This window comes from Rhizobium sp. TRM96647, assembly GCF_025780115.1.
Lineage (GTDB): Bacteria > Pseudomonadota > Alphaproteobacteria > Rhizobiales > Rhizobiaceae > Mycoplana.
In genome coordinates, this window is record NZ_JAOXHF010000004.1 from 86,363 (window position 1) to 112,386 (window position 26,024).

At 66.1% G+C, this 26,024-nt stretch carries 25 protein-coding genes; 10 read left to right on the forward strand and 15 right to left on the reverse strand.

Annotation, left to right across the window (positions count from 1 at the left end; all coding sequences use genetic code 11):
- Positions 1-19: 19 nt before the first annotated feature.
- On the forward strand, positions 20-733 hold the full coding sequence (locus OCK02_RS08915) for a sulfate transporter family protein (protein ID WP_263812749.1): 714 nt from the start codon (positions 20-22) through the stop codon (positions 731-733).
- Between the two features lie 3 nt (positions 734-736).
- Here the strand turns inward: OCK02_RS08915 and OCK02_RS08920 are convergent, their stop codons facing one another.
- The gene (locus OCK02_RS08920) at positions 737-1,162 is read right to left on the reverse strand and encodes a VOC family protein (RefSeq protein ID WP_263812750.1); all 426 of its coding nucleotides are present in this window, start codon (positions 1,160-1,162) and stop codon (positions 737-739) included.
- A gap of 81 nt (positions 1,163-1,243) precedes the next feature.
- Here OCK02_RS08920 and OCK02_RS08925 point away from each other — a divergent pair, with 81 nt between their 5' ends.
- The gene (locus OCK02_RS08925; protein ID WP_263812751.1) at positions 1,244-1,816 is read left to right on the forward strand and encodes a TetR/AcrR family transcriptional regulator; all 573 of its coding nucleotides are present in this window, start codon (positions 1,244-1,246) and stop codon (positions 1,814-1,816) included.
- Between the two features lie 8 nt (positions 1,817-1,824).
- Here the strand turns inward: OCK02_RS08925 and nth are convergent, their stop codons facing one another.
- Positions 1,825-2,589: an endonuclease III gene (gene nth / locus OCK02_RS08930; protein ID WP_263812752.1), complete on the reverse strand. Its 765-nt coding sequence runs from the start codon at positions 2,587-2,589 to the stop codon at positions 1,825-1,827.
- Between the two features lie 22 nt (positions 2,590-2,611).
- Here nth and OCK02_RS08935 point away from each other — a divergent pair, with 22 nt between their 5' ends.
- Complete coding sequence (locus tag OCK02_RS08935; RefSeq protein WP_263812753.1) at positions 2,612-3,112, forward strand: DUF2244 domain-containing protein; 501 nt, start codon at positions 2,612-2,614, stop codon at positions 3,110-3,112.
- A 68-nt stretch (positions 3,113-3,180) separates the two neighbouring features.
- Positions 3,181-4,053 (forward strand): methylated-DNA--[protein]-cysteine S-methyltransferase, encoded by an 873-nt coding sequence (locus tag OCK02_RS08940; RefSeq protein WP_230807874.1) that lies wholly within the window; start codon positions 3,181-3,183, stop codon positions 4,051-4,053.
- 93 nt (positions 4,054-4,146) lie between these two features.
- Here the strand turns inward: OCK02_RS08940 and OCK02_RS08945 are convergent, their stop codons facing one another.
- The 6 genes from OCK02_RS08945 to mepA all read right to left on the reverse strand — a co-directional run bounded on the left by OCK02_RS08945 (position 4,147) and on the right by mepA (position 10,188).
- Positions 4,147-4,782: a 2,3-bisphosphoglycerate-dependent phosphoglycerate mutase gene (locus tag OCK02_RS08945; RefSeq protein ID WP_176950713.1), complete on the reverse strand. Its 636-nt coding sequence runs from the start codon at positions 4,780-4,782 to the stop codon at positions 4,147-4,149.
- 33 nt (positions 4,783-4,815) lie between these two features.
- The gene (dapB, locus tag OCK02_RS08950) at positions 4,816-5,634 is read right to left on the reverse strand and encodes a 4-hydroxy-tetrahydrodipicolinate reductase (RefSeq protein ID WP_263812754.1); all 819 of its coding nucleotides are present in this window, start codon (positions 5,632-5,634) and stop codon (positions 4,816-4,818) included.
- Complete coding sequence (locus OCK02_RS08955; protein WP_263812755.1) at positions 5,631-7,442, reverse strand: ABC transporter ATP-binding protein; 1,812 nt, start codon at positions 7,440-7,442, stop codon at positions 5,631-5,633. Before OCK02_RS08955 ends, dapB begins: the two co-directional genes overlap by 4 nt.
- Positions 7,443-7,559: 117 nt before the next feature.
- A complete protein-coding gene (locus OCK02_RS08960; RefSeq protein ID WP_263812756.1) occupies positions 7,560-8,585 on the reverse strand; it encodes a glucokinase in 1,026 nt (341 codons plus the stop codon).
- 69 nt (positions 8,586-8,654) lie between these two features.
- The gene (locus OCK02_RS08965; RefSeq protein WP_263812757.1) at positions 8,655-9,029 is read right to left on the reverse strand and encodes a methylglyoxal synthase; all 375 of its coding nucleotides are present in this window, start codon (positions 9,027-9,029) and stop codon (positions 8,655-8,657) included.
- A 103-nt stretch (positions 9,030-9,132) separates the two neighbouring features.
- Positions 9,133-10,188, reverse strand: coding sequence for a penicillin-insensitive murein endopeptidase (gene mepA, locus OCK02_RS08970; RefSeq protein ID WP_412178790.1), 1,056 nt, complete (start codon positions 10,186-10,188; stop codon positions 9,133-9,135).
- Positions 10,189-10,379: 191 nt separating this feature from the next.
- Between mepA and OCK02_RS08975 the strand changes: the two genes are divergently transcribed.
- From OCK02_RS08975 to OCK02_RS08995, 5 genes are all read left to right on the forward strand, one after another.
- A complete protein-coding gene (locus OCK02_RS08975) occupies positions 10,380-12,233 on the forward strand; it encodes an extracellular solute-binding protein (protein ID WP_263812758.1) in 1,854 nt (617 codons plus the stop codon).
- A 150-nt stretch (positions 12,234-12,383) separates the two neighbouring features.
- Entirely contained in the window at positions 12,384-13,463 is a 1,080-nt protein-coding gene (locus OCK02_RS08980; protein WP_230807868.1) for a microcin C ABC transporter permease YejB, read from the forward strand.
- A complete protein-coding gene (locus OCK02_RS08985; protein WP_263812759.1) occupies positions 13,463-14,608 on the forward strand; it encodes an ABC transporter permease in 1,146 nt (381 codons plus the stop codon). Before OCK02_RS08980 ends, OCK02_RS08985 begins: the two co-directional genes overlap by 1 nt.
- Before the next feature lie 8 nt (positions 14,609-14,616).
- Positions 14,617-16,272, forward strand: coding sequence for an ABC transporter ATP-binding protein (locus OCK02_RS08990; RefSeq protein ID WP_263813029.1), 1,656 nt, complete (start codon positions 14,617-14,619; stop codon positions 16,270-16,272).
- A gap of 13 nt (positions 16,273-16,285) precedes the next feature.
- Positions 16,286-17,245, forward strand: a complete 960-nt coding sequence (locus OCK02_RS08995; RefSeq protein WP_263812760.1) for a 2-hydroxyacid dehydrogenase — start codon at positions 16,286-16,288, stop codon at positions 17,243-17,245.
- A 50-nt stretch (positions 17,246-17,295) separates the two neighbouring features.
- Here OCK02_RS08995 and OCK02_RS09000 read toward each other — a convergent pair whose 3' ends face one another.
- From OCK02_RS09000 to OCK02_RS09010, 3 genes are all read right to left on the reverse strand, one after another.
- On the reverse strand, positions 17,296-18,150 hold the full coding sequence (locus OCK02_RS09000) for an NlpC/P60 family protein (RefSeq protein ID WP_263812761.1): 855 nt from the start codon (positions 18,148-18,150) through the stop codon (positions 17,296-17,298).
- Between the two features lie 7 nt (positions 18,151-18,157).
- Positions 18,158-18,508 (reverse strand): MarR family transcriptional regulator, encoded by a 351-nt coding sequence (locus tag OCK02_RS09005; protein ID WP_263812762.1) that lies wholly within the window; start codon positions 18,506-18,508, stop codon positions 18,158-18,160.
- A gap of 91 nt (positions 18,509-18,599) precedes the next feature.
- On the reverse strand, positions 18,600-19,991 hold the full coding sequence (locus OCK02_RS09010; RefSeq protein WP_263812763.1) for a leucyl aminopeptidase family protein: 1,392 nt from the start codon (positions 19,989-19,991) through the stop codon (positions 18,600-18,602).
- A 134-nt stretch (positions 19,992-20,125) separates the two neighbouring features.
- On the opposite strand from OCK02_RS09010, the gene OCK02_RS09015 reads away from it, so the two are divergent.
- A complete protein-coding gene (locus tag OCK02_RS09015) occupies positions 20,126-20,944 on the forward strand; it encodes a tetratricopeptide repeat protein (protein ID WP_263812764.1) in 819 nt (272 codons plus the stop codon).
- A gap of 223 nt (positions 20,945-21,167) precedes the next feature.
- On the opposite strand, the gene OCK02_RS09020 is transcribed toward OCK02_RS09015, so the two are convergent.
- From OCK02_RS09020 to OCK02_RS09035, 4 genes are read right to left on the reverse strand one after another with little or no spacing between them, the layout of a single operon-like run.
- Entirely contained in the window at positions 21,168-22,151 is a 984-nt protein-coding gene (locus OCK02_RS09020) for a type II secretion system F family protein (RefSeq protein ID WP_263812765.1), read from the reverse strand.
- A 16-nt stretch (positions 22,152-22,167) separates the two neighbouring features.
- Positions 22,168-23,178 (reverse strand): type II secretion system F family protein, encoded by a 1,011-nt coding sequence (locus tag OCK02_RS09025; RefSeq protein ID WP_263812766.1) that lies wholly within the window; start codon positions 23,176-23,178, stop codon positions 22,168-22,170.
- Between the two features lie 13 nt (positions 23,179-23,191).
- Entirely contained in the window at positions 23,192-24,667 is a 1,476-nt protein-coding gene (locus OCK02_RS09030; protein ID WP_230807859.1) for a CpaF family protein, read from the reverse strand.
- Between the two features lie 38 nt (positions 24,668-24,705).
- Complete coding sequence (locus OCK02_RS09035; RefSeq protein ID WP_263812767.1) at positions 24,706-25,995, reverse strand: AAA family ATPase; 1,290 nt, start codon at positions 25,993-25,995, stop codon at positions 24,706-24,708.
- Positions 25,996-26,024 lie beyond the last annotated feature (29 nt).

Sequence of the window (26,024 nt, forward strand, 5' to 3'; positions counted from 1 at the left end):
AACGAAAGGGAGTATGGGCATGGTCCTCGACGCGGCGCGCCTGGCGCTCGGCAATCTGTTCGCGCCGGAAACGCGGCGCGTGTTCTGGAAGGTGCTGGGCCTGACGGTCCTCGTCCTGATCATGCTCTGGTTCGCGCTGCGCGAGAGCTTCATCGCCTTCGCCTGGCCCTGGGTCTCCGGCTACATGCCCGGGCTCCCCGACTGGACGGGCTGGCTCACCGTGATCTTCGGCATCATGGCAAGCATCGGCCTGGCCCTGTCGCTGGCGCTGCTGCTGGCACCGGTCACCGCGATCATCGCCGGCTTCTTCCTGGACGACGTGGCCGAGGTCGTCGAGGCGCGCGACTATCCGCGCGATCCGCCGGGCAAGGCGCTGCCGCTGTGGCCGGCGATCGCGGGCTCGCTCAAGTTCCTCGGCGTCGTGCTGGTCGGCAACCTCATCGCCCTCTTCCTGCTGCTGATCCCCGGCATCAACCTGATCGCCTTCTTCCTGGTCAACGGCTACCTTCTCGGCCGGGAATTCTTCGAGTTCGCCGCCATGCGCTTCCGGTCGCCGGAGGAGGCGCGGCTGTTCCGCGCCAAGCACGCCTCGACCGTCTTCCTGGCCGGCCTCCTCGTCGCCGCCTTCCTCGCCGTGCCGGTCGTCAACCTGCTGACGCCGCTCTTTGCGGCGGGCCTGATGGTCCACCTGCACAAGCTGCTGTCGCGCGCCGACCCCGGCTTTCGCGGCTGAGGATCAGGACGGCAGCGCGGCGGCCTCGTATTGCGCGGCGAATTCGGCGCTCGGCGGGATCGGCTTGATGACGTCGATCAGCACGCCGTTGGGATCGGTGGTGATGAAGTGCCGCTGGCCGAAATCCTCGTCGCACAGCGCCTTGAGGATCGGCAGGCCCGCAGCCCGACAGGCGGCATAGACCGCATCGGGATCCTCGACCTCGAAGTTCAGGAGCAGGCCCGATACCTTGCCGCGACCGGCCTCCGGTATCGTCCCGTGCTGCCCGTCAAGGATGGCCAGCGTCACATGCTCGTCCTCGGCCGATTGCAGGTGGACGTACCAGTCGCTGGAAAAGAGCGGCTGGAAGCGGAAGTGCTGGCAATAGAAGGCGGCGGTGCCTGCGACGTCGTCGGTCATGATGACCGGATAGTAGCTCGTGCACTTCATGGCTTTCCTTCCTTTCGTCGGTGACATACAATCTGCATGTTTCTATTTATAATACGTGCAGAATGTATGTAAAGGGGAAAGATGACCCGCAGCAACAAGGACCGGACGGAGGCCACGCGCACAGCCCTTCTCGACGCAGCGCGCGCGCTGTTCGTCGAAAGGGGCTACGCGGACACGGCCACGCCCGATATCGTCGCCGCCGCCGGTGTCACCCGCGGCGCGCTCTATCACCACTTCGAGGACAAGCGAGCACTGTTCCTCGCCGTCGTCGAACGGGAAGCCAGCACGGTCGCAGCGGAGATCGAGGCGCGCGCCGCTCCTGAGACGGACGCCCGCAAGGCGCTGATCCTCGGCGCGAGAGGCTATTTCGACGCCATGTCGCAGAAGGGCAGGACGCGCCTGCTGCTTCTCGATGCGCCCGCCGTCCTCGGTTCCGAAAGAGCGGCGGCCCTCGATCGCCGCAACGCCGAGGCATCGTTGCGCGCCGGCCTCTCGGACCTGCTGCGGGACGAGGCCGGCCGGTTGCTGGACCAGATGACGGCGCTGTTGTCCGCAGCCTTCGACCGGGCGGCGGTCGAGATCGCCGAGGGTGGCGACCGTGCCGCCTATGAGGCAGCCATCGTCTGTATGATCGACGGCCTCTGCCCGCGATAGGGCGGCTCTTACTGCGCCGCGGCGATCGCCTGCGGCGGCAGCTCCACCAGCGGGGCGGGGATGTCGCAGCTCTTCTCGGGAGACTTGCAGATGTCGGCGATCACGCAGCGCTCGCAGTCCGGCTTGCGCGCCTTGCAGACATAGCGCCCGTGCAGGATCAGCCAGTGATGGGCGTGGTAGAGATAGTCGTCCGGCACGATCCGCATCAACTGCGCCTCGACCTCGTCCGGGGTCTTCCCCGGCGCCAGACAGATCCGGTTGGCGATGCGGAAGATGTGGGTGTCGACCGCCATCGTCGCCTGGCCGAAGGCCATCGACAGCACCACGTTCGCCGTCTTGCGGCCGACGCCCGGTAGCGTCACCAGTTCCTCGCGGCTGCGCGGCACCTCGCCGCCGAACTCGTCGACGAGTTTCCGGCTCAGCGCGATCACGTTCTTGGCCTTGTTGCGGAAGAGCCCGATCGTCTTGATGTAGTCGCGGACCCTGTCCTCGCCGAGCGCCAGCATCTTCTCCGGCGTGTCGGCGACCGCAAACAGCGCGCGGGTCGCCTTGTTCACCCCGGCATCGGTCGCCTGCGCCGAAAGCGCCACGGCAACGACGAGGGTGAAGGGGTTGACGTGCTCGAGCTCGCCTTTTGGCTCCGGCCGCTGGATGGAGAAGCGGCGGAAGATCTCGCGGATCTCGTCCGGCGTATAGGCACTTCTCGGCCTGGCGCCGCGGCGTCCCGGCCCCGGGGCGGCACCGGTCTTCGTTTTCGGTTTCGCGTTCTTCATCCTGCCTCTATAGTCATCGGTCATGAGCGATGGCAACGACGATATCAGCGCGAACGAACGGCCGGTGTTCCTCGCCGAACTCCGGCCGCACCGCTCGCTCGGCCACAGGGGCCACTTCGTCTTCTTCCTCATCGCCGGCGCGCTCACCTTCGCCCACATGGCGGTGTTCCTCCTCTCCGGCGCCTGGCCGGTGATGATGTTCTTCGGCGCCGACTTCCTGATCCTGTTCGGCGCCTTCTGGCTGAACAACCGCGCAGCCCGGGCATCCGAACGGATCGCCCTGTCGCGCACCAATATCGCGATCAGCAAGCGCGACCCTGCCGGGCGCGAGACGACACACGACTTCAACCCCTTCTGGGCGCGCTTCAACGTCGCCCGCAAGGAGGAGATCGGCATCACCGGCATGTCCGTGAGCGGGCAGGGGCGGTGGACCGACATCGGCGGCTTCCTGCACCATGACGACCGCGAACGTTTCGCATCCGCCTTTTCCGGCGCGCTGGCGCGCGTCAAGCGGGGTCACTGAACGTTGCTGCAAGTTTCGGGTGGCAGCCTGCCCTAAGGCATGATTTCCTGCAGGTCAGGAGAACGAACATGAACATCACCGCCACGCTGAATGCCGACATCACCCCTGCAGGCTCGGACTACGAGACGGTCCGCCGCGTCATCGAGATGATCACCGAGGACTATCGCGACCAGCCCTCGCTGGACGATATCGCCGCCCGCCTGCGGCAGCCGCCGACGCAGTTGCAGAAGACCTTCACACGCTGGGCCGGCCTCTCGCCGAAGGCGTTCCTGCAGGCGGTCACGCTGGATCATGCCAAGCGGCTTCTGCGCCACGAGGCGATGCCGCTGCTGGAGACCAGCTTCGAGGTCGGCCTGTCCGGTCCCGGCCGGCTGCACGATCTCTTCGTCACGCACGAGGCGATGTCGCCCGGCGAATGGAAGGCGCGCGGCGCCGGCCTGACGATCCGCTACGGCTTCCACGTCTCGCCGTTCGGCCAGGCGCTGGTGATGGTCACCGACCGCGGCCTCGCCGGCCTTGCCTTCGCCGATGACGGCGACGAGCATGCCTGCCTCGACGACATGACCTGCCGCTGGCCCAACGCGACGTACATCCGCGACGACGAGGCGACCGCGTCCTATGCCGCGCGCATATTCGATCCCGAGCGATGGCATCCGGAGGAGCCGCTGCGCATCGTCCTGATCGGTTCGGATTTCCAGATCCGCGTGTGGGAGGCGCTGCTGCGCATACCGCTCGGCAAGGCCGTCACCTATTCCGATATCGCCGGCCAGCTCGGCCAGCCGACCGCATCGCGCGCCGTCGGCGCCGCCGTCGGCCGCAATCCCATATCCTTCGTCGTTCCCTGCCATCGTGCGCTCGGCAAGAGTGGCGCGCTCACCGGCTATCACTGGGGCCTGACCCGCAAGCGGGCCATGCTCGGCTGGGAAGCGGGGAAGGCGTAGGCAAGGAAACCGCGCTGGGGTCCTCTCAAGCCAAAGAAATGGCCTCCGGAAAGGTTTCTTTCCGGAGGCCATGATGTCTATGGAAGGCAGCGCTCAATGCGCGCCGGACATGTCGCCCAGGACTTCCTTCGAGGCGACGGTCGAATCCGCGTTCAGCCTGTAGACCATCGGAACGCCGGTCGCGAGGTTGAGGTTCAGCACCTGTTCCTTCGTCAGCCGGTCCAGCACCATGACGAGGGCGCGCAGCGAGTTGCCGTGGGCGGCGACCAGCACCGTCTGGCCGGCCAGCACACGCGGCAGGATGTCGGTCAGGTAATAGGGCCAGACGCGCGCGCCGGTATCGCGCAGGCTTTCGCCGCCCGGCGGCGGCACGTCGTAGGAGCGGCGCCAGATGTGCACCTGTTCTTCGCCCCATTTTGCCCGTGCGTCGTCCTTGTTGAGACCGGAAAGGTCGCCGTAGTCGCGTTCGTTCAGCGCCTGGTTGCGGATCGTCTCCAGATCGGGCTGGCCGACATTGTCCAGCACGATCTGGCAGGTCTTCTGCGCCCGCGACAGGTCGGAGGTAAAGGCGATGTCGAACTTGATGCCGGTATCGGCCAGCGCCTTGCCGCCGGCATTGGCTTCCTCGACGCCGAGCGGCGTCAGGTCCGGGTCCTTCCAGCCTGTGAACAGGTTCTTCAGGTTCCATTCGCTCTGGCCGTGGCGAACAAGGACAAGGGTTCCGCTCATGTGGTCTTCGCTCCTCGCTAAGAGATGGGGTGGTCAGTTGAGCCCGAGCACGTCGAGCATGGTGTAGAGGCCGGGCTTCTTGTCGCGTGCCCAGAGTGCTGCCTTGACCGCGCCGCGCGCGAAGATCGCGCGGTCGCCGGCGCTGTGCGACAGGGTCACCAGTTCGCCTTCGCCGGCCAGCACCACCGAATGCTCGCCGACGACCGATCCGCCGCGTAGCGTGGCAAAGCCGATCGTGCCGGCCGCGCGCGCGCCGGTATGGCCGTCGCGCACCCGCACGGAATTCTCGGCAAGGGAGACGCCGCGCCCGCGCGCCGCTGCCTCGCCGAGCAGGAGGGCCGTGCCGGAAGGCGCGTCCACCTTGTGGCGATGATGCATCTCGAGGATCTCGATGTCCCAGTCGGAGGCGTCGAGCGCGCGGGCCGCCTGCTCGGCCATGACGGCGAGCAGGTTGACGCCAAGGCTCATATTGCCCGACTTGACGACCCGGGCGTGGCGGGCAGCGGCTGCGATTTTCGCGCCGTCGTCCGCCGTGCAGCCCGTCGTGCCGATCACATGGACGATCCGCGCCTGCGCCGCGAGGCCGGCGAACTCGACCGATGCGGCGGGGGCGGTGAAGTCCAGCACCCCTTCCGCCTCCACGAAGGCCTCGAGCGGCTGGTCCGTCACCCTCACGCCGATCGGCCCGAGCCCCGCAAGTTCGCCCGCATCCTTGCCCACGAAGGGGGAGCCGGGGCGCTCGACGGCGGCAAACAGCCGTGCGCCATCGATGGCATGGATCATCCGGATCAGCGTCTGGCCCATCCGGCCGCCGGCGCCGACTACGACCAGCTTCATGTCGCCTGCCGTCATTCTTCAGATTCCTTCCCCGTTTCCTGCGGATTTCCGCCGGGTCCCTGCAGATTGTGCAGCCGAGCGTAGAGACCGTCGGTGCGCGCGGCAAGGACATCGTGCGTGCCTTCCTCGGCGACTGCGCCGCTCTGCATCACGACGATCTTGTCGGCGTTCACGACCGTGGACAGCCTGTGGGCGATCACCACCACTGTCCGCCCGCTCATCGCATGTTCCAGCGCCTTCTGCACCGCCTGTTCGGATTCGGTGTCGAGCGCGGAGGTCGCCTCGTCAAGCAGGAGGATCGGTGCGTTGCGCACCAGCGCCCGCGCGATCGACAGCCGCTGGCGCTGGCCGCCCGAAAGCGTGATGCCGTTCTCGCCGACCGGCGTGTCGTAGCCCTGCGGCTGATCCAGGATGAACTCGTGCGCATAGGCGAGCCGCGCCGCCTCTTCCACCTCGGCGTCGGTCGCCTCCGGCCGGCCGTAGCGGATGTTGTCGCGGATCGTGCCTTCGAAGAGATAGGGCTGTTGCGAGACATAGGCGAGGCTGTTGCGCAGCGACTGCTTGGTCACATGCGCGATGTCCTGGCCATCGATCAGGATCTCCCCGGCGTCCGGATCGTAGAAGCGCGGGATCAGGCTGATCACCGTCGACTTGCCCGCGCCCGATGGGCCGACGAGCGCCGTCGTCCTGCCGCCCTCGGCAACGAAGCTGACGCCGTTGAGGATGCTCTTGCCGTTGCCATAGGCGAAGGAGACGTTGCGGAATTCGATCTCCGCCGTCTCGATCCTGATCGGCTTCGCGTCCGCCCGGTCGCGCTGGTGCGGCTCGATATCGAGGATCTCGTAGATCATCCGCGCGTTGACGACGGCCCGCTCCATCGACACCTGAAGCCGCGCCAGCCGCCGGGCCGGGTCGTAGGCCATCAGCAGGGCTGCGATGAAGGCGAAGAACGCGCCGGGCAGCACCCCGCCATAGATCGCCTGGTAGGCCGAGTAACCGAGCACGCTGGCGATCGCCACGCCTGCGAAGGTCTCCGTCATCGGCGCGGTCCGCTCCGAAAGCCGTGCGATGCGGTTGGAACGCTTCTCCGCCTGGTCGATGATCGTCTCGACCTTGGAGCGAAGCTGGTCCTCCATCGTGAACGCCTTGACGATGCTGATGCCCTGGATCGTCTCCTGGATGGCGCCGAGAACATGGCTGTTGATCAGCACCGATTCCCGCGTCGCCGACTTCAGCCTCCTGGAGACGTAGCGCAGCCCGAGCAGAAGCGGCGGGGCGACGAGGAAGACGATCGCCGTCAGCAGCGGGTCCTTCGAGATCATCACGCCGATGAGGGCGATGAGCGTCAGGAAATCGCGCGCGATCGACGTCACCGTCATGTTGAGGACGTCGCGGATGCCGTTGATGTTCTGGTTGATCTGGGCCGCCAGCCGCGCGGAGCGGGCTTCGCTGAAGAAGCCGACGCTCAGGCTCATCAGGTGCGAATAGAGCCTGCGCTGGTAGTTCGCGACGATGCTGTTGCCGATCTTGGACAGCGTCACCGCCTGGCCGTAGGTCGCAAATCCGCGCAGGATGAAGGCGAGCAGGATCGCGCCGCAGATCCAGGCGACGAGGTCCGCGCGCCGGTTGGCGAAGGCCTCGTTGACGACTGCCTCCATGATCCAGGCGGTAAACGCCGTGGCGCCGGCGACGAGGACGAGGCAGAAGATCGCAAAGACATAGCCGCGAATGTGATCGCGCCCGTTCTCCGCAATGACGCGCTTCAGAACGCCCGTGATCGTTTCGGCACTGACGTGACGATCGCTACGGTGCTTTTCGCTCAATTAACCCATCTTTCCTGCAGCGGCGATCGGCGCCCTGGCATCTGTGGCGCCTGTTGCGGCGCTCTATAGTGCCTTGCGCCGCGTTTGGCGAGTCTGGCGTTGATGAGACCCGGGGCCCTACCTCCGCCAGCGGCGTCCTTCGCTGGCCACGCCGAAGCGGTCGGGCATGCGGGCAAAGGCGGCAAGACCCGCAAGAGCCGCCATCGGATGCGTCACCACGAAGGTGGGAATCTCGCGCAGCATTTCCCCGTGCGGGGCCTTGTCTTCGAAGCCGGCGCGGAATTCGGGGCCACGCAGCGCCGGAAGGATCTTCTGCGAGATGCCGCCGGAGAGATAGACCCCGCCCTTGGCCATGAAGATCATGGCGATGTCGCCGGCGACGCGCCCGAGATAGGTCGAAAACAGCGAGACCGTTTCGATCGCGTCCGGGTCGGATTTCGAAAGTGCGGCGCCGGTCACCGCGGCCGGCGTGTCCAGCGCAGCCTCGCGGCGCTCGGTCGCGCAGATCGCGTGGTAGATGTTCATGATGCCCCGCCCGCACAGCAGTTGCTCAGCCGACATGCGCCCCTCGATCGGCTCGAGGAACGGCCAGATCTGGTAGTCGCGTTCGCTGCGCGGACCGATGTCGATATGGCCGCCTTCCCCCGGAACGGGGATCCAGGTGTGCATCGCATGCACGAGCCCGGCCACGCCCAGCCCGGTGCCGGGACCGAGCACGGCGCGGGAGGCCGCGAAATTCTCTTCCCCGCCGCCGATCTTCTCGCGATCGCCGTCGGAGAGCGCGGCGATCGCCAGGGCCTGGGCCTCGAAGTCGTTGACGAGCAGGACGTCTTCCAGTCCGAGATTGGCGATCATGTCGCGCGGGCGCACCACCCAGTCGCAGTTCGTCAGCGGCACCTCGTCGCCCTGGATCGGGCCGGCAAGCGCCAGGATCGCCGACCGCGGCTGGACCGAGCTCTTGTCGAGGATCGAGCGCTGCAGCGCCTCGTCGATCGTCTCGAACTGCGCCGTCTGGATGATCGGGAATTCCTTCGGGGGCGCGAAGGCGTCGAGCAGGAGCGCGAAGCGGGCATTGGTGCCGCCGATGTCGCCGATCAGGATGGGAAAGGGCAGGGCGATCTCGCCGTCGTTCGACTTTGCCATGATGTCTCGCTTTCCTCCCGGCCTTCGCGCCGCGATGAGTAATTTACCCGAAGGCTTTTGCCACCGTTGTCAGCCGCCCGCAACCAGCAGCTCGGCGGTCGCCAGGTTGAGCGCCATCGGGATGTCGTAGACGATCGCAAGCCGCATCAGCGCCTTGACGTCGACGTCGTGCGGCATCGCCGTCAGCGGGTCGACGAAGAAGATCAGCATGTCGATCTCGCCGGTCGCGATCAGCGCGCCGATCTGCTGGTCGCCGCCGAGCGGACCGCTCTTCAGGGGCGTCACGTCGAGTTTTGGGCAGGCCGCCTGCACCCGGCCGCCGGTGGTGCCGGTGGCGAAGATCCGGCAGGCCGTCAGGGCCGGCTCGTTCCGCCTGGCGAACTCCGCCATCTCATCCTTCTTCTCGTCATGGGCGATGAGCGCGATGGTCTTCGGCAGCGGCATGGACGCGGTCCCTCAGGCGGCAAGGTTGTCGGTTTTTTAAATCGATTAGACGCTCTGTACAGCAGGGCGCGGCGCATGAAAAGCCGCATTTGACCGGGAGGCGCTACTGCAGCGAGGGCCGCGGCAGGGGGATCGGGATGAGGCTGGCCGGCTCCGCGCCACCATCGGCCGCGATCACCGCAGCGATCCCGTCGTCGGCCGCAGGCTGGGCCGCGAATGCCATCGCTGCGCCGCCGCCATAGGTGACCTCCTGTTCGGAGGCCGGCGCCGGCCCTGCCAGAACCGCGGCGCAGGATTTCGGCAGATCGGAGAGCTTGACGTAGCGCGGCTTCACCGGCTTCTGGTTCTTCTTCGGCTCCGGCTTCGCCCAGGGCTCCTTGGTGAACCACCAGGCGAGCGATTTGTCGCAGCCGTCGCCGGCCGGCACGGCAGCCTGGCCCTTGCAGTTGGCGGAGCCCGGCGGGCATTTGATGCGGATGTGGAAATGCTCGTCATGGCCGTAGATCGGCCGCACCTTGCCGAGCAGCGAGCGGTCGCCCTGCCACGTTTCGCAAAGCTTCTTCTTGATCGCCGGATTGACGAAGACGCGTTCGACCTGCGGATAGCTGGCAGCCTTCATGACGAGCCGTGCATGCGTGGACGTCCAGCGACGCGAATCGACCGTCAGGAACTTGCTCTTGTCGAGCATCGAGGTGAAGGGGAGTTGCTCCCTTTCCTGGGCGCTCATGCGCCGGTCTGGCATCGGCGTGAACCAGATGTCGGCGTCGAGCCCCATCTGATGCGAGGCGTGACCCGAGAGCATCGGCCCGCCGCGCGGCTGCGATATGTCACCGAGGAGAAGGCCGGGCCAGCCGAGCTTCTGCGCATCCTGCGAGAACTGCTCCAGAAGCGCGATCATCTCCGGATGGCCCCAGCGCCGGTTTCGCGACAGCCGCATCGCCTGCCAGGCCGGGCCGTCCGTCGGGATGGCCACGGCACCCGCGATGCACCCCTTGGCATAGGAACCGTAGGCCTGCGTCTGCATCGCCGCCGGCAGTGCCCTCGCCCCGAAAAGTTCCTTGGCCGGCCGCTCCTCGGCCTGCAGCGGGGACGCCATGGCGGCGAGAAGGGCGGCCGCGGTGCCGAGACGGGAAAGGAGCGTCATGAGATTGAAAGACATCGTGTCGTCCGGAATCGATCTGCGTTTTCGGTCTGTGCGAATAGCATGGCGCGCTTTCGCGGAAATGGATTTCTGAGTCGCGAGGGGGCCGCAAAAAATCGCCGCTTTCATGGCGGCTTGTGTCCTTTGCCCGGAATTTGTCTAATCTTTCCGGCAGACGACAGGAACGATCAATGACCAAGGGGCTTGGCATGAAACTACGCAGATCCGGAAAATTCGTTGGGCTCATCCTCGCCGTAGCGGCCGCGACATCACTTTTCGGCCCGGCAGGCGCGCAGGAAGAGACCCCCGAGTGGCGGATCGGCATCTCCACCGTCGGCGATCTCAAGTACCAGCCCGGCTTTGCGCATTTCGACTACGTCAATCCGAAAGCGCCTAAGGGCGGGACACTCAGGCTGTCCAACGCCGGCACGTTCGACACCTTCAATCCGGTGCTCGCCAAGGGCGAGGCGGCGGTCGGTGTGGGCATGGTCTTCGATACGCTAATGAAGTCCTCGGAGGACGAGATCACCACCTCCTACGGTCTGCTCGCCGAAGGCGTCTCCTATCCCGACGACATCTCGTCTGCGACCTTTCGCCTTCGCCCAGAAGCGAAGTGGGAGGATGGCCAGCCGGTGACGCCGGAAGACGTGATCTTCTCCTTCGAAAAAGTGATCGAGCACAATCCGCTCTTCACCAACTACTACCAGCACGTCGTCTCCGTGGAGAAGACCGGCGAGCGCGACGTCACCTTCCATTTCGACGAGAAGAACAACCGCGAACTGCCGCAGATCCTCGGCCAGTTTTCGATCGTGCCGAAGCACTGGTGGGAAGGAAAGGATGCCAAGGGCAAGCAGCGTGACATTTCCCGCACGACGCTGGAGCCGGTCATGGGCTCGGGACCGTACCGGATCGCCTCGTTCTCGCCGGGTGCGTCCATCCGCTACGAGTTGCGCGACGACTATTGGGGCAAGGACCTCAACGTTAATGTCGGCCAGAACAATTTCGGCCGCATCGAGTATTCCTTCTATGGCGACCGCAACGTCGAGTTCGAGGCCTTCCGCGCCGGCAATGTCGATTACTGGTTCGAGAACCAGGCGAGCCGCTGGGCGACGGGCTATGACTTCCCCGCCGTCAAGGATGGCCGCATCAAGCGCGAGGAAGTCCCCAACCGCCGCCGCGCGAGCGGGGTGATGCAGGCGATGGTGCCGAACATGCGCAAGGAGATGTTCAAGGACGAGCGCGTGCGCGAGGCGCTGGGCTATGCCTTCGATTTCGAGGAACTGAACAAGACCATCTTCTTTGGCCAGTACCAGCGGGTCAACAGCTACTTCTTCGGCACCGAGCTGGCCTCTTCCGGCCTGCCCGAGGGCAAGGAACTGGAGATCCTGAACGAGGTGAAGGACCAGGTGCCGCCGAGCGTCTTTACCGAGCCCTTCGAAAACCCGGTCGGCGGCGATCCGGGCAAGCAGCGCGAGAACCTGCGCAAGGCGGTCGCGCTCCTGAAGGATGCCGGCTATGTGCTGAAGGGCAACCGGATGGTGCGGGCCGATACCGGCGAGCCGCTCTCTTTCGAGATCCTGCTGTCCAGCCCCATGCTGGAACGCGTCGCCCTGCCCTACGCCAACAATCTCAAGCGCATCGGCATCGATGCACGGCTGCGCACCGTCGATCCGTCGCAATACACCAATCGCACCCGCGATTTCGACTATGACATGACATGGCACGTCTGGGGGCAGTCCCTGCATCCGGGCAATGAGCAGGGCGACTATTGGGGCTCGTCCTCGGTGTCGCGCGTGGGGTCGCAGAACTATGCCGGGATCGCCGACCCTGCCGTCGATGCGCTGATCAATCGGATCATCTTCGCCAAGGACCGTGAGGAACTCGTTGCCGCGACCCGTGCAATGGACCGTGTGCTTCTCCACCATCACTATGTCGTGCCGATGTACTACCGCATGTCGGATCCGATCGCCTATTGGAACCGAATCACGCCTCCGGCAGAATTGCCCACCTATGGCCTCGGCTTCCCCGACGCCTGGTGGTCGACCGAGGTCAAGCAGGACTGAGCGCTTGCATTGGGGCGCCCCGGCGCCCCAAATGACGCAAACACGAATCACCGCTGACAGCGGGGCGAGAATCGGGGATTGGGCGGTTTTGACAGCTGACAGGGCGATAGGGCGCGGCATGGCATCCGCAGGCGAGCGGAGGCAGGGCTGATGGGTGCCTATATCCTCAGGCGCCTGCTGCTGATGATCCCGACGATCGTGGGCATCATGGCGATCTCCTTCATCGTCGTCCAGTTCGCCCCGGGCGGGCCGGTCGAGCAGGTGATCTCCGACCTGACCAGTCAGGGCGGCGGCGACCGGCTTTCCGGCGGCGGCGACATGCTGCAGGATTTCTCCCAGGATGCCTCCGGCTATCGCGGCGCGCGCGGCCTCGATCCCGAGTTCATCGCCAAGCTCGAGCAGCAGTTCGGCTTCGACAAGCCGCCGCTCGAGCGCTTCCTGTCGATGATGGGCAACTACATCCGCTTCGACTTCGGCGAGAGCTTCTTCCGCAATACCTCGGTGGTCGACCTCATCGTCGAAAAGATGCCGGTGTCGATATCGCTCGGCGTGTGGATCCTGATCCTCTCCTATGCGATCTCGATCCCGCTCGGCATCAAGAAGGCGGTCTCCGACGGCTCGCCCTTCGACATGTGGACCTCCGCCATCATCGTCGTCGGCTATGCCGTGCCGAGCTTCCTGTTCGGCATCCTTCTGATCGTCGTCTTCGCCGGCGGCTCGTTCTTCGACTGGTTCCCCCTGCGCGGCATCGTCTCCGACGATTTCTGGCAGCTTCCCTGGTGGCAGAAGCCGCTCGACTATCTCTGGCACATGACGCTGCCGCTGATCACCCTGCTGCTGTCGGCCTTCGCCACGACGACGCTTTTGACGAAGAACTCCTTCATCGACGAGATCAAGAAACAGTACGTCGTCACCGCCCGCGCCAAGGGCCTGACGGAGCGGCAGGTGCTCTACGGCCACGTGTTCCGCAACGCCATGCTGATCATCATCGCCGGCTTCCCGGGCGCCTTCATCTCGGCTTTCTTCACCGGTTCGCTGCTGATCGAGTACATCTTCTCGCTCGATGGGCTCGGCCGGCTCGGCTACGACGCCATCGTCCGCCGCGACTATCCGATCGTCTTCGCCACCCTCTACATCTTCTCGCTGATGGGCCTGGTCGTCAGCCTGATCTCGGACCTGATCTACACCTGGGTCGATCCGCGCATCGATTTCGAGCGGAGGGACGTCTGATGACCGTTCTTCCCGACGCCCGCGCGCTTCCCGACGGTGCTCCGCCGAAGGGCTTTCTCTCGCCGACCAATCAACGGCGCTGGGAGAATTTCAAGGCGAACCGCCGCGGATACTGGTCGCTCTGGCTCTTCCTCGTGCTGTTCGGCCTCAGCCTCTGCGCCGAGCTCGTCGCCAACGACCGCCCGGTGATCGCCTCCTACAAGGGCGAGATCCTGTTTCCGGTGCTGGTGAACTATCCGGAGGAGAAGTTCGGCGGCTTCCTCGCCGAGACCGACTACAAGTCCGATTTCATCCGCGACGAGATCGAGGCCAACGGCTGGATGATCTGGCCGCCGATCCGCTACTCCTATCGCACCGTCAATTCGAGTATCCCCCATTCGGCGCCGACGCAGCCGTTCTGGCTGATGAGCCAGGAGGAACGCTGCTCGGGCTATCCGCTGGGGCAGGACGATCCCGGCTGCATCCTCGGCAACTTCAACTGGCTCGGCACCGACGACCAGGCGCGCGATGTGCTCGCCCGCGTCATCTACGGCTTCCGCATCTCGGTGCTGTTCGGCCTTGCGCTGACGATCGCGTCCGCCATCGTCGGCGTCTCTGCGGGTGCCGTGCAGGGCTATTTCGGCGGCTGGACCGACCTTTTGATGCAGCGCTTCATCGAGATCTGGTCGTCGATGCCGGTGCTCTACATTCTTCTCATCATTTCCGCGATCCTGCCGCCGGGCTTCTGGATCCTCTTGTCGATCATGCTCCTGTTCTCCTGGGTCGGCTTCGTCGGCGTGGTGCGCGCCGAGTTCCTGCGCGCGCGCAACTTCGAATACGTGCGGGCCGCCCGCGCGCTCGGTGTCGGCAACGGCACGATCATGGTCCGCCACCTGCTGCCCAACGCCATGGTGGCGACGCTGACCTTCCTGCCCTTCATCCTGTCCGGCTCGATCACGACCCTGACGTCGCTCGACTTCCTCGGCTTCGGCATGCCGCCCGGTTCGCCATCTCTGGGTGAGCTGATCGCCCAGGGCAAGCAGAACCTGCAGGCGCCGTGGCTCGGGATCACCGCCTTCGTCATCATGTCGCTGATGCTGTCCCTGCTGATCTTCGTCGGCGAGGCCACCCGCGACGCCTTCGACCCGAGGAAGACCTTCCGGTGAGCACTGCCATGCAAGACCAGACGGCCAACGACCGGAAAGCCGGACCGATCCTCAAGGTGGAAGACCTGTCGGTCGCCTTCCACCAGGGCGGCAAGACGTCGATCGCGGTCGATCACGTGTCCTTCGAGATCGGCCGCGGCGAGGTGGTGGCGCTCGTGGGCGAATCCGGGTCCGGCAAGTCGGTGACGGCGAACTCCGTGCTCAGGCTCCTGCCCTATCCGGCCGCAAGCCATCCCTCCGGCGCGGTGCACTTCAACGGGCGCGATCTGATGAAGGCCCCGGAGGCCGAACTGCGCCAGGTGCGCGGCAACGACATCACCATGATCTTCCAGGAGCCGATGACCTCGCTCAACCCGCTCCATTCGATCGAGCGGCAGATCGGCGAAATCCTCGAGCTGCATCAGAACATCAAGGGCCCGGCCGCGCGGGAGCGGACGCTCGAACTCCTGAACCAGGTCGGGATCCGCGAGCCGGAGAAGCGCCTGGCCGCCTATCCGCACGAACTGTCCGGCGGCCAGCGCCAGCGCGTGATGATCGCGATGGCGCTGGCCAACCGGCCTGAGCTCCTGATCGCCGACGAGCCGACGACGGCGCTCGACGTCACCGTGCAGGCGCAGATCCTCGAGCTTCTGAAGAAGCTGAAGGACGAGCACGGCATGTCCATGCTGTTCATCACCCACGACCTCGGCATCGTGCGCAAGTTCGCCGACCGGGTCTGCGTGATGACCAGGGGCAAGATCGTCGAGAGCGGTCCCGTCGAGGCGATCTTCACCGATCCGCAGCACGAATACACCCGCCACCTGCTCGCCTCCGAGCCGCGCGGCCGGCCCCTGCCGGCGGACGATACCCGGCCGGTGATCATGGAAGCGGACGACGTCCGGGTCTGGTTTCCGATCAAGGCCGGCTTCATGCGCAAGGTCGTCGACCACGTGAAGGCCGTCGACGGCATCGACCTCAGGCTCCGCGCCGGCCAGACGCTGGGCGTCGTCGGCGAATCCGGTTCGGGCAAGACGACGCTGGGCCTGGCGCTGACGCGGCTGATCGCCTCGAAAGGCAGGATCGCTTTCGTCGGCAAGGACATCGCCGGCTACTCCTTCCAGGAGATGCGGCCGCTCCGCAACCGCATGCAGATCGTGTTCCAGGATCCCTACGGCTCGCTGTCGCCGCGCATGTCGGTCGCAGACATCGTCGGCGAAGGGCTTGCGGTCCACGAGCCGGCGCTCTCGGCAGACGAGCGCGACCGCCGCGTCGCCGCCGCGCTCGAAGAGACCGGCCTCGACGCGGCCACCCGCTGGCGCTACCCGCACGAATTCTCCGGCGGCCAGCGCCAGCGTATCGCCATCGCCCGCGCCATGGTGCTGAAGCCCGAATTCGTCATGCTGGACGAGCCGACCTCGGCGCTCGACATGAGCGTGCAGGCGCAGGTGGTCGACCTGCTCCGCGACCTGCAGGCGCGGCACAACCTTGCCTATCTCTTCATCAGCCACGACCTCAAGGTCGTCCGTGCGCTCGCAAACGAGATCATCGTCATGCGCGCCGGCAAGGTGGTGGAGAAGGGGCCGGCGGAGCGCATCATCGAGGCGCCGGAAATGCCTTACACCAAGGCGCTGATGGCTGCCGCCTTCGACCTGGCGGCAGTGAAGTCCGACGTCATCCGCCAATAGCAGGGAGCGCACTGTGCCAAAGAAAAGCCCCCTCGTCCTCGACCTGAAGTTCGACCGCGCGCAGATCGCGGCCGCCCTCAAGGGCGCCTTTGCCGGCCGGGAGGTGATCGACCTGGCGCTTCCCGCCAATCGCAGCCGCGATCTCTCCGGCGCCGGCTATGCCCTCGTCTGGCGCCCCTCGGCCGATCTGTTCGCGCGGGCGGCGAACCTCAAGGTGGTCTTTTCCGGCGGCGCCGGCGTCGATCACGTCATGACCTTGCCCGGCCTGCCCAATGTCCCGGTCATCCGCTTCGTCGATCCGACGCTGACGAACCGGATGAGCGAATGGATCGTGATGCAGTGCCTCCTGCATCTGCGCCAGTTCAGGGCCTACGAGGCGCAGAACCGCAGGCACCTGTGGCACGAACTGGCCCAGCCGGAGGCGGCCGAGGTGACCGTCGGCGTCATGGGCATGGGCGTGCTGGGCCAGGATGCGGCGAAGAAGCTGAAAGTCATGGGCTTCGACGTCATAGGCTGGTCGCGCCGGAAGAAGGAGATGGAGGGTGTCGAGACCTTCGATGCGGCCGGGCTCGATGCCTTTCTGGCGCGGACGGATATCCTCGTCGGCCTGCTGCCTTTGACGCCCGATACCGCCGGCATCTTCAACGCCTCGCTGTTCAGGGGGCTTCGCCGCGATGGCGCCCTCGGCGGCCCCGTCTTCGTCAATGCCGGTCGTGGCGGCAGCCAGGTCGAGGCGGACATTCTCGCAGCGCTCGACGGCGACGTCCTTGCCGGCGCCTCGCTCGACGTGTTCGAGACGGAGCCGCTGCCGCTTCAAAGCCCGCTCTGGACCCATGAGAAGGTCTTCGTCACGCCGCATGCGGCGGCCGCGTCCGACGTCCGCGCGCTGTTTGCCCATGTCGAGCGCCAGATGGACCGCATCGAGAACGGCGAGCCGCCGGAGCACGTGGTCGACCGCGCCGCCGGCTACTAGATCGCAACGGGCGGCCATGTCGACCGCGTGACGGCTGCGAAATGGACCGCTCAGGGCCTGCGGTAGCAGGTGGGCTGCTGGTAGAGCCAGCCGATCCGTTCGATGGCGGCGGCGAGGCCTTCGCGGGCCACGTTCATCGTGTTGCCGTTGGCGTGCAGGATCGTCTCTTCGTCTTCCATGATCGCCACGTGCCCCTTCCAGAACACGAGGTCGCCACGCCGCAGTTCGCCGCGGTCGATCGGCGTGCCGAGCCCGGATGCCTGCATGTCGGTGTCGCGCGGAACGCGGCGTCCCGTCACCATCATCGCAAGCTGGACCAGTCCCGAGCAGTCGATCCCGAAGCCACTCCGTCCGCCCCACAGATAGGGCGTCTCCAGCAGGCGGACGGCAATCGAGACGTAGTCGTCGCCGATCGCCCGGTCAGCCGGGGCGCAATGGGCCGCCACCACGAATTCCCCGCCGTCGAGCTTCAGGTAGCGTGTGCCGCGGGTTTCGGCCTCGCCGGTGATGTTTAGCCGGCTACCGAGAGAGAGTGCAAAGGCCGCGGGCGTCTTGAGGTCCGCCCCGCCATAGGCAAAGGTTCTGGGCACCGCGACGACATGCGTCGCGTCGGGGCCGGTCTCGCGGAGGGCATCGTCCGGCAGGTATCCGACATAGCCGTCGAAGTCCGCCTTGACCCAGGCCCAGCCATCCGCCCTGTCGAGCACCCGCAGGCGCTCGCCGTAGAGGAGTTCGGTGTAGATGCCGGCACCGGCGTCCGGTCGTGGCCGGAGCGCTGCAACGGCGGCCGAGACCGTCGCCGGCGTGCCGGCCGTGTAGCGCGGGGCTTCGAGGCGGCCACGCAGCGCCTCATCGGCGAGGTCGGGCCGGTAGGCGTTCAGGCGGCGATCGGGCAGGGTGTTCATGCGGGGCTCACTGAGAGAGAGTTCGCCCGCGACCGATGATCAGGTCGCCGAGCCGTTCCAGATAGAGGGCGCCGTCGATGGTGCGCCTGATGATGACGTTGCGCCGGTCGCGTTCGTCGCGCTCGCGGGTCACGAGCCCGAGCGCCCCCATGGTGTCGAGCGCCCGGGTGATGACGGGCTTCGTCACCTCCAGCTTGGCAGCGAGGCCGCGGACGGTATGCGGCGGCGGCACGAGGTAGATCTCGAGAAGGATCGCCAGTTGCCGCAGGCTGAGGTCCCGCCCGTCCAGCCTGACCTGCTGCATCGATACGGAATGCCAGAGGCCGAGCGCCTGCGAGGCCGAGAGTTCCAGGGGCAAGACAGTCTCCGGTCGGATATGCACGACGTCGTTACGGTACCGTATCATTCCGGTCATGGGAATAGGCCTGATCTTGCCCCCGGCTGTGCGGCTACCCCGCCAGCGACTTCAGGTGATGGTAGAGCGCCCGGATCGCCTGGGCCTCGCCGCCGACCGGCGAATGCGGCCGCTCGGTCGGGGCCCAGCCGTAGATGTCGAAATGGGCCCAGCTCCGGGTGCGCGTCACAAAGCGCTTGAGGAACAGGGCCGCCGTGATCGCACCGGCCATGCCGCCTGCGGGCGCGTTCGTGATGTCGGCGATCCGGGCAGTTATGTCCTTATCGTAGCCCATGTAGAGCGGCATCCGCCAGAGCGGATCGTCGACCGAGAGGCTGGCATCGTCGAGCGCGCTTGCGAGGTCGTCGTCGTCGGTGAAGAACGGCGGCAGGTCGGGTCCGAGCGCGACCCGCGCCGCGCCCGTCAGCGTCGCCATGTCGATCAAAAGCTCCGGCTCCTCCTCGTCGGCCAGCGCCAGCGCGTCGGCCAGGATCAGCCGGCCCTCGGCGTCGGTGTTGTCGATCTGCACGGTCAGCCCCTTGCGGCTGCGATAGATGTCGCCCGGCCGGAAGGCGTTGGCGGAAATCGAGTTCTCGACCACGGGCACGAGGACGCGCAGGTCGATCTTCAGCTTGGCGTCCATGATCATCAGCGCCAGGCCCATGACGTTCGCCGCGCCGCCCATGTCCTTCTTCATCAACAGCATGGAGGAGGCGGGCTTGATGTCGAGGCCGCCGGTGTCGAAGCAGACGCCCTTGCCGACCAGCGTCACCTTGCGGTGCCCCTTCTTGCCCCAGCGCAGTTCGAGCAGGCGCGGGGCCTCGGCGGAAGCGCGGCCCACGGTGTGTATCAGCGGAAAGTTCTCCTTCAGCAGGTCGTCGCCCCGGATCGCCGTGAATTTCGCCTTGTAATGCTCGGCGAGCGCGCGGAAGACGTCTTCGAGCGCGTCCGGTCCCATGTCGTTGGTCGGCGTGTTGATGAGGTCGCGTGCGAGGAAGACGCCGGCAAGCTGGCGCTTGATGTCCGTCGCATCCGCATCCGTCGGGATCATCAGCGTCGGCGCATCCTTCGTCGCCTGGCGGTAGCGCTCGAAGCGATAGCTGCCGAGACCGTAGCCGAGGGAAAGCCGGTTGGCGGTCAGGGGAGCGGTCTCGATGTGCCAGTCGCCGGCCGGCAGCGTCCGCGCCAGCTTGCCGGACAGGAAGGGTGTATCCGAGGGCGTCTTGCCGAGGCCGAACAGGGCGCCGCCCAGATGGCCGTCGTCGGTCGGCACGAGAAGCAGCGCGCCCGCCTCGGCCTTGAAGCCCGCCTTGCGCGCCCAATCCAGCGCCACGGGATCGATCGTTCCGGTCTCGATATGCGCAGGCGTGATGGCGAAGATCGGAAGCGTCTTGCCGCCGCGGCTGTTGAAGGGGGACGGGCGTTCGATGAACTGGTAGGGGGCCATGGGCAGAGCCTTTGCGGTGCGGTCCGGGATTCGGCGAATTAACACTCTGTTAGGGTTAACAGAATATTGCTGGAGTGAGGGTTGCGGCGTGATTCCTGACGATTTGGCCGCAAGAGACGTTCTGGGGAACATACATGCTTGGCTCCGCGCATGCACAACCGTTTGGCCGAAAATTCGCTCTTCTGACCGCGACCGCCCTGCTGGCCGCGACCCTTGCCGGCTGCAGTACCGGACCCAGCAGGGAAACGACCGGCTCCATCCCCCGGAACTCCAAGCCGGTGACGGACATGAACGCTGGCGAACTGGCAAGGGCCGCCGAGAGCGTCGGCAAGGCCTATGAGAAGAACCCCAAGGACCGCCAGGCCGGCCTCAACTATGCGAACCTTCTGCGCATGACCGGGCGCAACGACCAGGCGCTCGCCGTCATGCAGCAGGTGGCGATCTTCCACCCGACCGATCGCGAGGTCCTGGCGGCCTACGGCAAGTCGCAGGCGGCCGCCGGCCAGCTCGAACAGGCGCTCGGCACCATCCAGCGCGCGCAGACCCCCGACCGCCCCGACTGGCGGCTGAAATCGGCCGAAGGCGCGATCCTGGACCAGCTCGGCCGCGCCCCCGAAGCGCGCGGTCGCTACCGCGAGGCGCTCGACCTGAAGCCGAACGAGCCGTCGGTCCTGTCGAACCTCGGCATGTCCTATCTCCTGGTGCGCGACCTGAAGACCGCGGAGACCTATCTGCGCTCGGCAGCCCAGCAGCCGGGCGCCGATTCCAGCGTCCGGCAGAACTTGGCGCTCGCGATCGGCCTGCAGGGCCGCTTCGACGAGGCCCAGCAGATTGCCATGCAGGAACTCAGCGCCGAACAGGCCCAGGCGAACGTTGCCTATCTTCGCGGCATGCTCTCCCAGCAGAATGCCTGGAAGAAGCTCGCCCAGAACGACGACAACCACACCAACTGATCCCGGCAGACCGGGCTCGCCGGACAAACGTTGCGGGCGGCAGGTGCGATCGTGCCTTCCGTCTGCGCACGCGACACCGGCGACGGATGGCCGTTGCGCCGCGTGACCGGCCTTGGCGGCCTGGAAATATGGAACCTGTCGAAGGGCAGGCTTGTCGACGCCGCGCCATCCTCCCGCGATTTGGCCGGCATGCCGGCTTCGGCCCTCCGCGTCGGCGACGTCCTCAGAACGTGTCTGCGACCTGGATGCCGGCGGGGCCGAGGATGACGGCGATGAGCACCGGCAGGAAGAACACGATCATCGGAACGGTCAGCTTGGGCGGCAGGGCCGCGGCCTTCTTCTCCGCCTCGTTCATGCGCTGGTCGCGGCTTTCCTGCGCCAGCACGCGCAGGGCCTGCGCGATCGGCGTGCCGTAGCGCTCGGCCTGGATCAGCGCCTGCATCACCGCCTTGACGATGTCGAGCCCGGTGCGGGTGCCGAGGTTCTCGTAAGCGACGCGCCGGTCCTGCAGGAACGACAGTTCGGCGGTCGTCAGCACCAGTTCCTCGGCCAGTTCCGGCGAGGCCGCGGCGATCTCGTCCGCCACGCGGCGCAGCGCCACCTCCATCGACACGCCGGATTCGACGCAGATCAAGAGCAGGTCGAGCGCGTCCGGCCAGGCGCGCTTGATCGACAGCTGCCGCTTGGAGACACGGTTGGTGATGAAGATGTTCGGCGCATAGAAGCCGAGATAGGCGGCGCCGATCGCAGCCAGGATCCGGATGGCGAGCGGCTTGTCGCCCAGATGCCCGAGATAGAAGATGTAGAAGGCGCCGACCGCGAAGAACACGAAGGGCAGCACGAAGCGAGCGAAGAGAAAGATGTTGAGCGCGTTCTGCGAGCGGTAGCCGGCCTGGCGCAGCCGGTTGACGGTGCCGGCGTCGACCAGCGCCTCCCTCAGGTTCAGCCGTTCGACCACCTGGCGGACGGAGCTGTTCTGCTGGGAGCGTAGCGAACCGCGCCCCTGCGGCCCCTCGGCGTTCAGCCGGGCCCGTTCGCGCGCGCGGATCTGGTCGCGCTCGAGCGCCACCGACTTCATGCGCTTGTCGAGGTCGCTGCGTTCGAAATAGGGCGCCGCCAGCGTGTAAAAGGTCGCCAGCACCGCGATGACCACGAACACCGGCAGGAGGATGTCGGGATTTGTGAGGGTCGAAGCCAGTTCCTTCATCGCGCCTGATCCTTCCTCAGATGTCGAAGTTGATCATCTTGCGCATCATCAGGATGCCGATCGTCATCCAGACGGCGGAGGCGCCGAGAATGAGATGGCCGCGCGGATCGATGAAGATGACCTTGATGTAGTCGGGCGTCGTCAGGTAGACGAGCAGCATCACGATCAGCGGCAGGGCGCCGATGATAACCGCGGACGCCTTGGCTTCCATCGACAGCGCATCGACCTTCGCCCGCATCTTGCGGCGCTCGCGCAGTACGCGCGAAAGGTTGCCGAGTGCTTCGGACAGGTTGCCGCCCGCCTGGCTCTGGATGGCGATCACGATCGAGAAGAAGTTCACCTCCTGCAGCGGGATGTAGGTGAACATCCGCGCGCAGGCATCCGGAACGCTGAGCCCCATCTGTTGGGATTCGACGACGCGGCGAAACTCGGAGCGGACCGGCTCCTGGCCCTCGGCCGCGATCAGCCGCAGTGCGTCGGTCAGCGGCAGGCCGGACTTGATCGAGCGCACCATCACGTCGAGCGAGTTCGGAAACTCCTCGAGAAACTTGTTCATCCGCCGCTTGACCATGAAGTTCAGCACCCAGCGCGGAATGCCGACGCCGGCGATGAAGAGAAGTCCGCCGGCGACGACCGCGGGCGCGCCGAACACGAAGGCGGCGGCGGCCATGAACAGGCCGAAGCCGATGCCGATCATCGTGAACTGCGTCGGGCTCAGCGACAGGCCGGCCTGCGACAGCTTCGATTTCAGCGTCGGTGCGGCCCGCTTGCTGCGCTCCTGCTGCTTCTTTTCGAGGTCCTTCAGCGAATCCTGGACCGACTTGCGCCGCTTCGACATCTCCTGCATGCGCTCGCGCGCCGCCTTGACCTTGTTCTGGTCGGTCTCTGCGGATTTCACGCGGTTGACGCGGCTCTCGGCCTTCTTCTCGGTCTCGATGCGGGAGAACAGCAGGCCGTAGCCGAGCGTGCCGGCGGCCACGGCCGCGAGCGCGACGATCGCGAGGATGGTGAGATCAAGTCCGAACATCGGTCCCTCGCGGCTAGGCCACTTTTTCCATCAGGTCGAGCGTCGAGGCGAGGCGCCGCTCCTCGTTGAAATAGCGGGCGCGGTCCCAGAAATGCGGCTTGCCGATACCGGTGCCGACATGGCGGCCGATGATGCGGCCGTTGGCGTCCTCGCCTTCCATCTCGAAGCGCATCAGGTCCTGGGTGACGATGACGTCGCCTTCCATGCCGACCACTTCGGTGACATGGGTGATGCGGCGCGAGCCGTCGCGCAGGCGTGAGGCCTGGATGATGACGTCGACCGAGCCGGCGATGATCTCGCGCACCGTCTTGGCCGGCAGCGTGTAGCCGCCCATGGCGATCATCGATTCCATGCGGCTCAGGCATTCGCGCGGCGAGTTGGCGTGGATGGTGCCCATCGAGCCGTCGTGGCCGGTGTTCATCGCCTGCAGCAAGTCGAAGACTTCCGGTCCGCGCACTTCGCCGACGATGATCCGCTCGGGACGCATGCGCAGGCAGTTCTTGATCAGGTCGCGCATGGTGATCTCGCCCTCGCCCTCGATGTTCGGCGGGCGGGTCTCGAGACGGACGACATGCGGCTGCTGCAGCTGGAGTTCGGCCGAGTCCTCGCAGGTGATCACCCGCTCGTCGGTGTCGATATAGCGCGTCATGCAGTTCAGGAGCGTCGTCTTGCCCGAGCCGGTGCCGCCGGAGATGACGAGGTTGCAGCGCACCCGGCCGATGATCTGCAGGAGCGTCGAACCCTCCTGGGTGATCGAACCGAACTTCACGAGCTGGTCGAGCGTCAGCTTGTCCTTCTTGAACTTGCGGATGGTAAGCGCGGTGCCGTCGATCGCCAGCGGCGGGGCGATGACGTTGACGCGCGAGCCGTCGGGAAGGCGCGCGTCGCAGATCGGGCTCGATTCGTCGACGCGGCGGCCGACCTGGCTGACGATACGCTGGCAGATCGACAGGAGCTGCGCGTTGTCGCGGAAGCGGATCTCCGATTCCTGCACCTTGCCGGCCACTTCGATATAGGTCCGGCCGGCGCCGTTCACCATGATGTCGGCGATATCGTCGCGCGCGAGCAGCGGCTCCAGCGGGCCGTAGCCGAGCACGTCGTTGCAGATGTCGTCGAGCAGTTCCTCCTGCTCGGAGATCGACATCGCGAAATTCTTGATGGTGATGATGTCGTTGACGATGTCGCGGATTTCCTCGCGCGCGCTCTCGGTATCGAGCTTGGCGAGCTGCGACAGGTCGATCGTGTCGATCAGCGCCGAGAATACCTGCGATTTGGTGTCGTAGTAGTCCTCCGTGCGCGGCATCTTCTTGCGCGCGATCGGCGAGGGCTGGTGGGGTGGAGGGGCGACCGCAACGGCCGTCTCCCGCACCGGCTCGGCCGCGGCGGGCGCTGCGCGCTCCACGGGCGCCGGCGCAGGGGCGGCCTGCGGCGGATGGCCGGCGGGGCCGCCACTCTTTCCAAAGCCTTCGTTTCCGCGTCTACCGAACATGCCGTTTCATCCAGTCCTGTGCCGGCCCTTGCCGGGCGTCATTTGCGGCCGAGCATTCCCAGCATCTTGCCGAGTCCGCCCTTCCTGGGTTTCTTCACCGTGGCGCGCCCGGTCACCACATGCGCGATCTGGGAAAAGGTCTCCGCAGCCGGCGATTTCCGGTCCATCTCGGCGATCATCCGCCCGCTGTTGGCAGCCGCCCCGAACAACTGGGCGTCGAAGGGAATGATCGCGATCGGCTGCGTCTCCAGCGGGTCGCAGAAGTCGTTCGGCGCGATCTCCGGCCGCTTGGGCATGCCGACCTGGTTGAGGATCAGGTGCGGGCTGCGGTCGTTCGGCCTGAGTTTCTTCAGCGCGTCGAAGATGTTCTTGGCGTTGCGCAGGTTTGCGAGGTCGGGAACCGCGGTAACGACCACCTCGTCGACCTCGGCGAGCAGAGTGCGGGTCCATTCCGACCAGGCGTGCGGAACGTCGAGGACGTTCACCGGCGCGCTGCGCTGCAGCACCTCCACCATCGGCTGGAACGAGCCACGTTCCAGGTCGTAGGCGCGGTCGAGCGTGGACGGCGCGGCCAGCAGCGACAGGTGATCGGAGCATTTGGCGAGCAGGCGGTCGAGGAAGACCTCGTCCAGCCGCTCCGGCGTATAGACCGCCTCGGCCATGCCCTGGGCCGGGTCCTGGTCGAAATTGATGTTGGCGGTGCCGAAGGGCAGGTCGAGGTCGGCCAGCACCACCTCTGTCGAAAACAGGTTTGAGATGTCCCAGGCGCAGTTGTGGGCGATGGTGGACGAACCCACCCCGCCCTTGGCGCCGACGAAGGCGATGGTGCGACCGAGCGGCTCGGCCTCGGGGTCGACGAAGATCGCCGAGACGGCATTCAGCACCTCCGCCATGGCCACCGGCGCGACCAGGTATTCGGAGATCCCGTTGCGGATCAGCTCGCGATAGAGCGAGATGTCGTTGTGATGGCCGACGAGAACGACCTTGGTGCTCGGATCGCAGACCTCGGCGAGGGGGGCGAGCTCCTGCAGGATCGCCGAAGGCTCGGTCGAGCTTTCGAGGATGATCAGGTTCGGCGTCGGCGCCGTGGCGAACATGTTCACCGCCGTCTGGATGCTGCCGCTGTTGATGCGCAGGCTGACCTTCGACATGCGGCGGTCGTTGGCGCATCGCTCCATCGTCTGCAGCATGCCGTCGCTTTCGCAGAAGGCGTGGATGGAGATGCGCGGAAGCGGGCGCACATGGTCGAGCTCGCCGGTGGCCGGACCTTCGTCGAAGGTGGCGTCGGAGGGTTGTCTCGCCTCAATGCCGTACTGGATGCTCGTCATCGTTGATGCCCCGTTACTGTCCGGTCAGC

Excerpts from the sequence above, each read along its gene's own strand:
- OCK02_RS08915 (WP_263812749.1), top strand. The coding sequence starts at position 20 with ATGGTCCTCGACGCGGCGCGCCTGGCGCTCGGCAATCTGTTCGCGCCG.
- OCK02_RS08920 (WP_263812750.1), bottom strand. The coding sequence starts at position 1,162 with ATGAAGTGCACGAGCTACTATCCGGTCATCATGACCGACGACGTCGCA.
- OCK02_RS08925 (WP_263812751.1), top strand. The coding sequence starts at position 1,244 with ATGACCCGCAGCAACAAGGACCGGACGGAGGCCACGCGCACAGCCCTT.
- nth (WP_263812752.1), bottom strand. The coding sequence starts at position 2,589 with ATGAAGAACGCGAAACCGAAAACGAAGACCGGTGCCGCCCCGGGGCCG.
- OCK02_RS08935 (WP_263812753.1), top strand. The coding sequence starts at position 2,612 with ATGAGCGATGGCAACGACGATATCAGCGCGAACGAACGGCCGGTGTTC.
- OCK02_RS08940 (WP_230807874.1), top strand. The coding sequence starts at position 3,181 with ATGAACATCACCGCCACGCTGAATGCCGACATCACCCCTGCAGGCTCG.
- OCK02_RS08945 (WP_176950713.1), bottom strand. The coding sequence starts at position 4,782 with ATGAGCGGAACCCTTGTCCTTGTTCGCCACGGCCAGAGCGAATGGAAC.
- dapB (WP_263812754.1), bottom strand. The coding sequence starts at position 5,634 with ATGACGGCAGGCGACATGAAGCTGGTCGTAGTCGGCGCCGGCGGCCGG.
- OCK02_RS08960 (WP_263812756.1), bottom strand. The coding sequence starts at position 8,585 with ATGGCAAAGTCGAACGACGGCGAGATCGCCCTGCCCTTTCCCATCCTG.
- OCK02_RS08965 (WP_263812757.1), bottom strand. The coding sequence starts at position 9,029 with ATGCCGCTGCCGAAGACCATCGCGCTCATCGCCCATGACGAGAAGAAG.
- mepA (WP_412178790.1), bottom strand. The coding sequence starts at position 10,188 with ATGTCTTTCAATCTCATGACGCTCCTTTCCCGTCTCGGCACCGCGGCC.
- OCK02_RS08975 (WP_263812758.1), top strand. The coding sequence starts at position 10,380 with ATGAAACTACGCAGATCCGGAAAATTCGTTGGGCTCATCCTCGCCGTA.
- OCK02_RS08980 (WP_230807868.1), top strand. The coding sequence starts at position 12,384 with ATGGGTGCCTATATCCTCAGGCGCCTGCTGCTGATGATCCCGACGATC.
- OCK02_RS08985 (WP_263812759.1), top strand. The coding sequence starts at position 13,463 with ATGACCGTTCTTCCCGACGCCCGCGCGCTTCCCGACGGTGCTCCGCCG.
- OCK02_RS08990 (WP_263813029.1), top strand. The coding sequence starts at position 14,617 with ATGCAAGACCAGACGGCCAACGACCGGAAAGCCGGACCGATCCTCAAG.
- OCK02_RS09000 (WP_263812761.1), bottom strand. The coding sequence starts at position 18,150 with ATGAACACCCTGCCCGATCGCCGCCTGAACGCCTACCGGCCCGACCTC.
- OCK02_RS09010 (WP_263812763.1), bottom strand. The coding sequence starts at position 19,991 with ATGGCCCCCTACCAGTTCATCGAACGCCCGTCCCCCTTCAACAGCCGC.
- OCK02_RS09015 (WP_263812764.1), top strand. The coding sequence starts at position 20,126 with ATGCTTGGCTCCGCGCATGCACAACCGTTTGGCCGAAAATTCGCTCTT.
- OCK02_RS09020 (WP_263812765.1), bottom strand. The coding sequence starts at position 22,151 with ATGAAGGAACTGGCTTCGACCCTCACAAATCCCGACATCCTCCTGCCG.
- OCK02_RS09025 (WP_263812766.1), bottom strand. The coding sequence starts at position 23,178 with ATGTTCGGACTTGATCTCACCATCCTCGCGATCGTCGCGCTCGCGGCC.
- OCK02_RS09030 (WP_230807859.1), bottom strand. The coding sequence starts at position 24,667 with ATGTTCGGTAGACGCGGAAACGAAGGCTTTGGAAAGAGTGGCGGCCCC.
- OCK02_RS09035 (WP_263812767.1), bottom strand. The coding sequence starts at position 25,995 with ATGACGAGCATCCAGTACGGCATTGAGGCGAGACAACCCTCCGACGCC.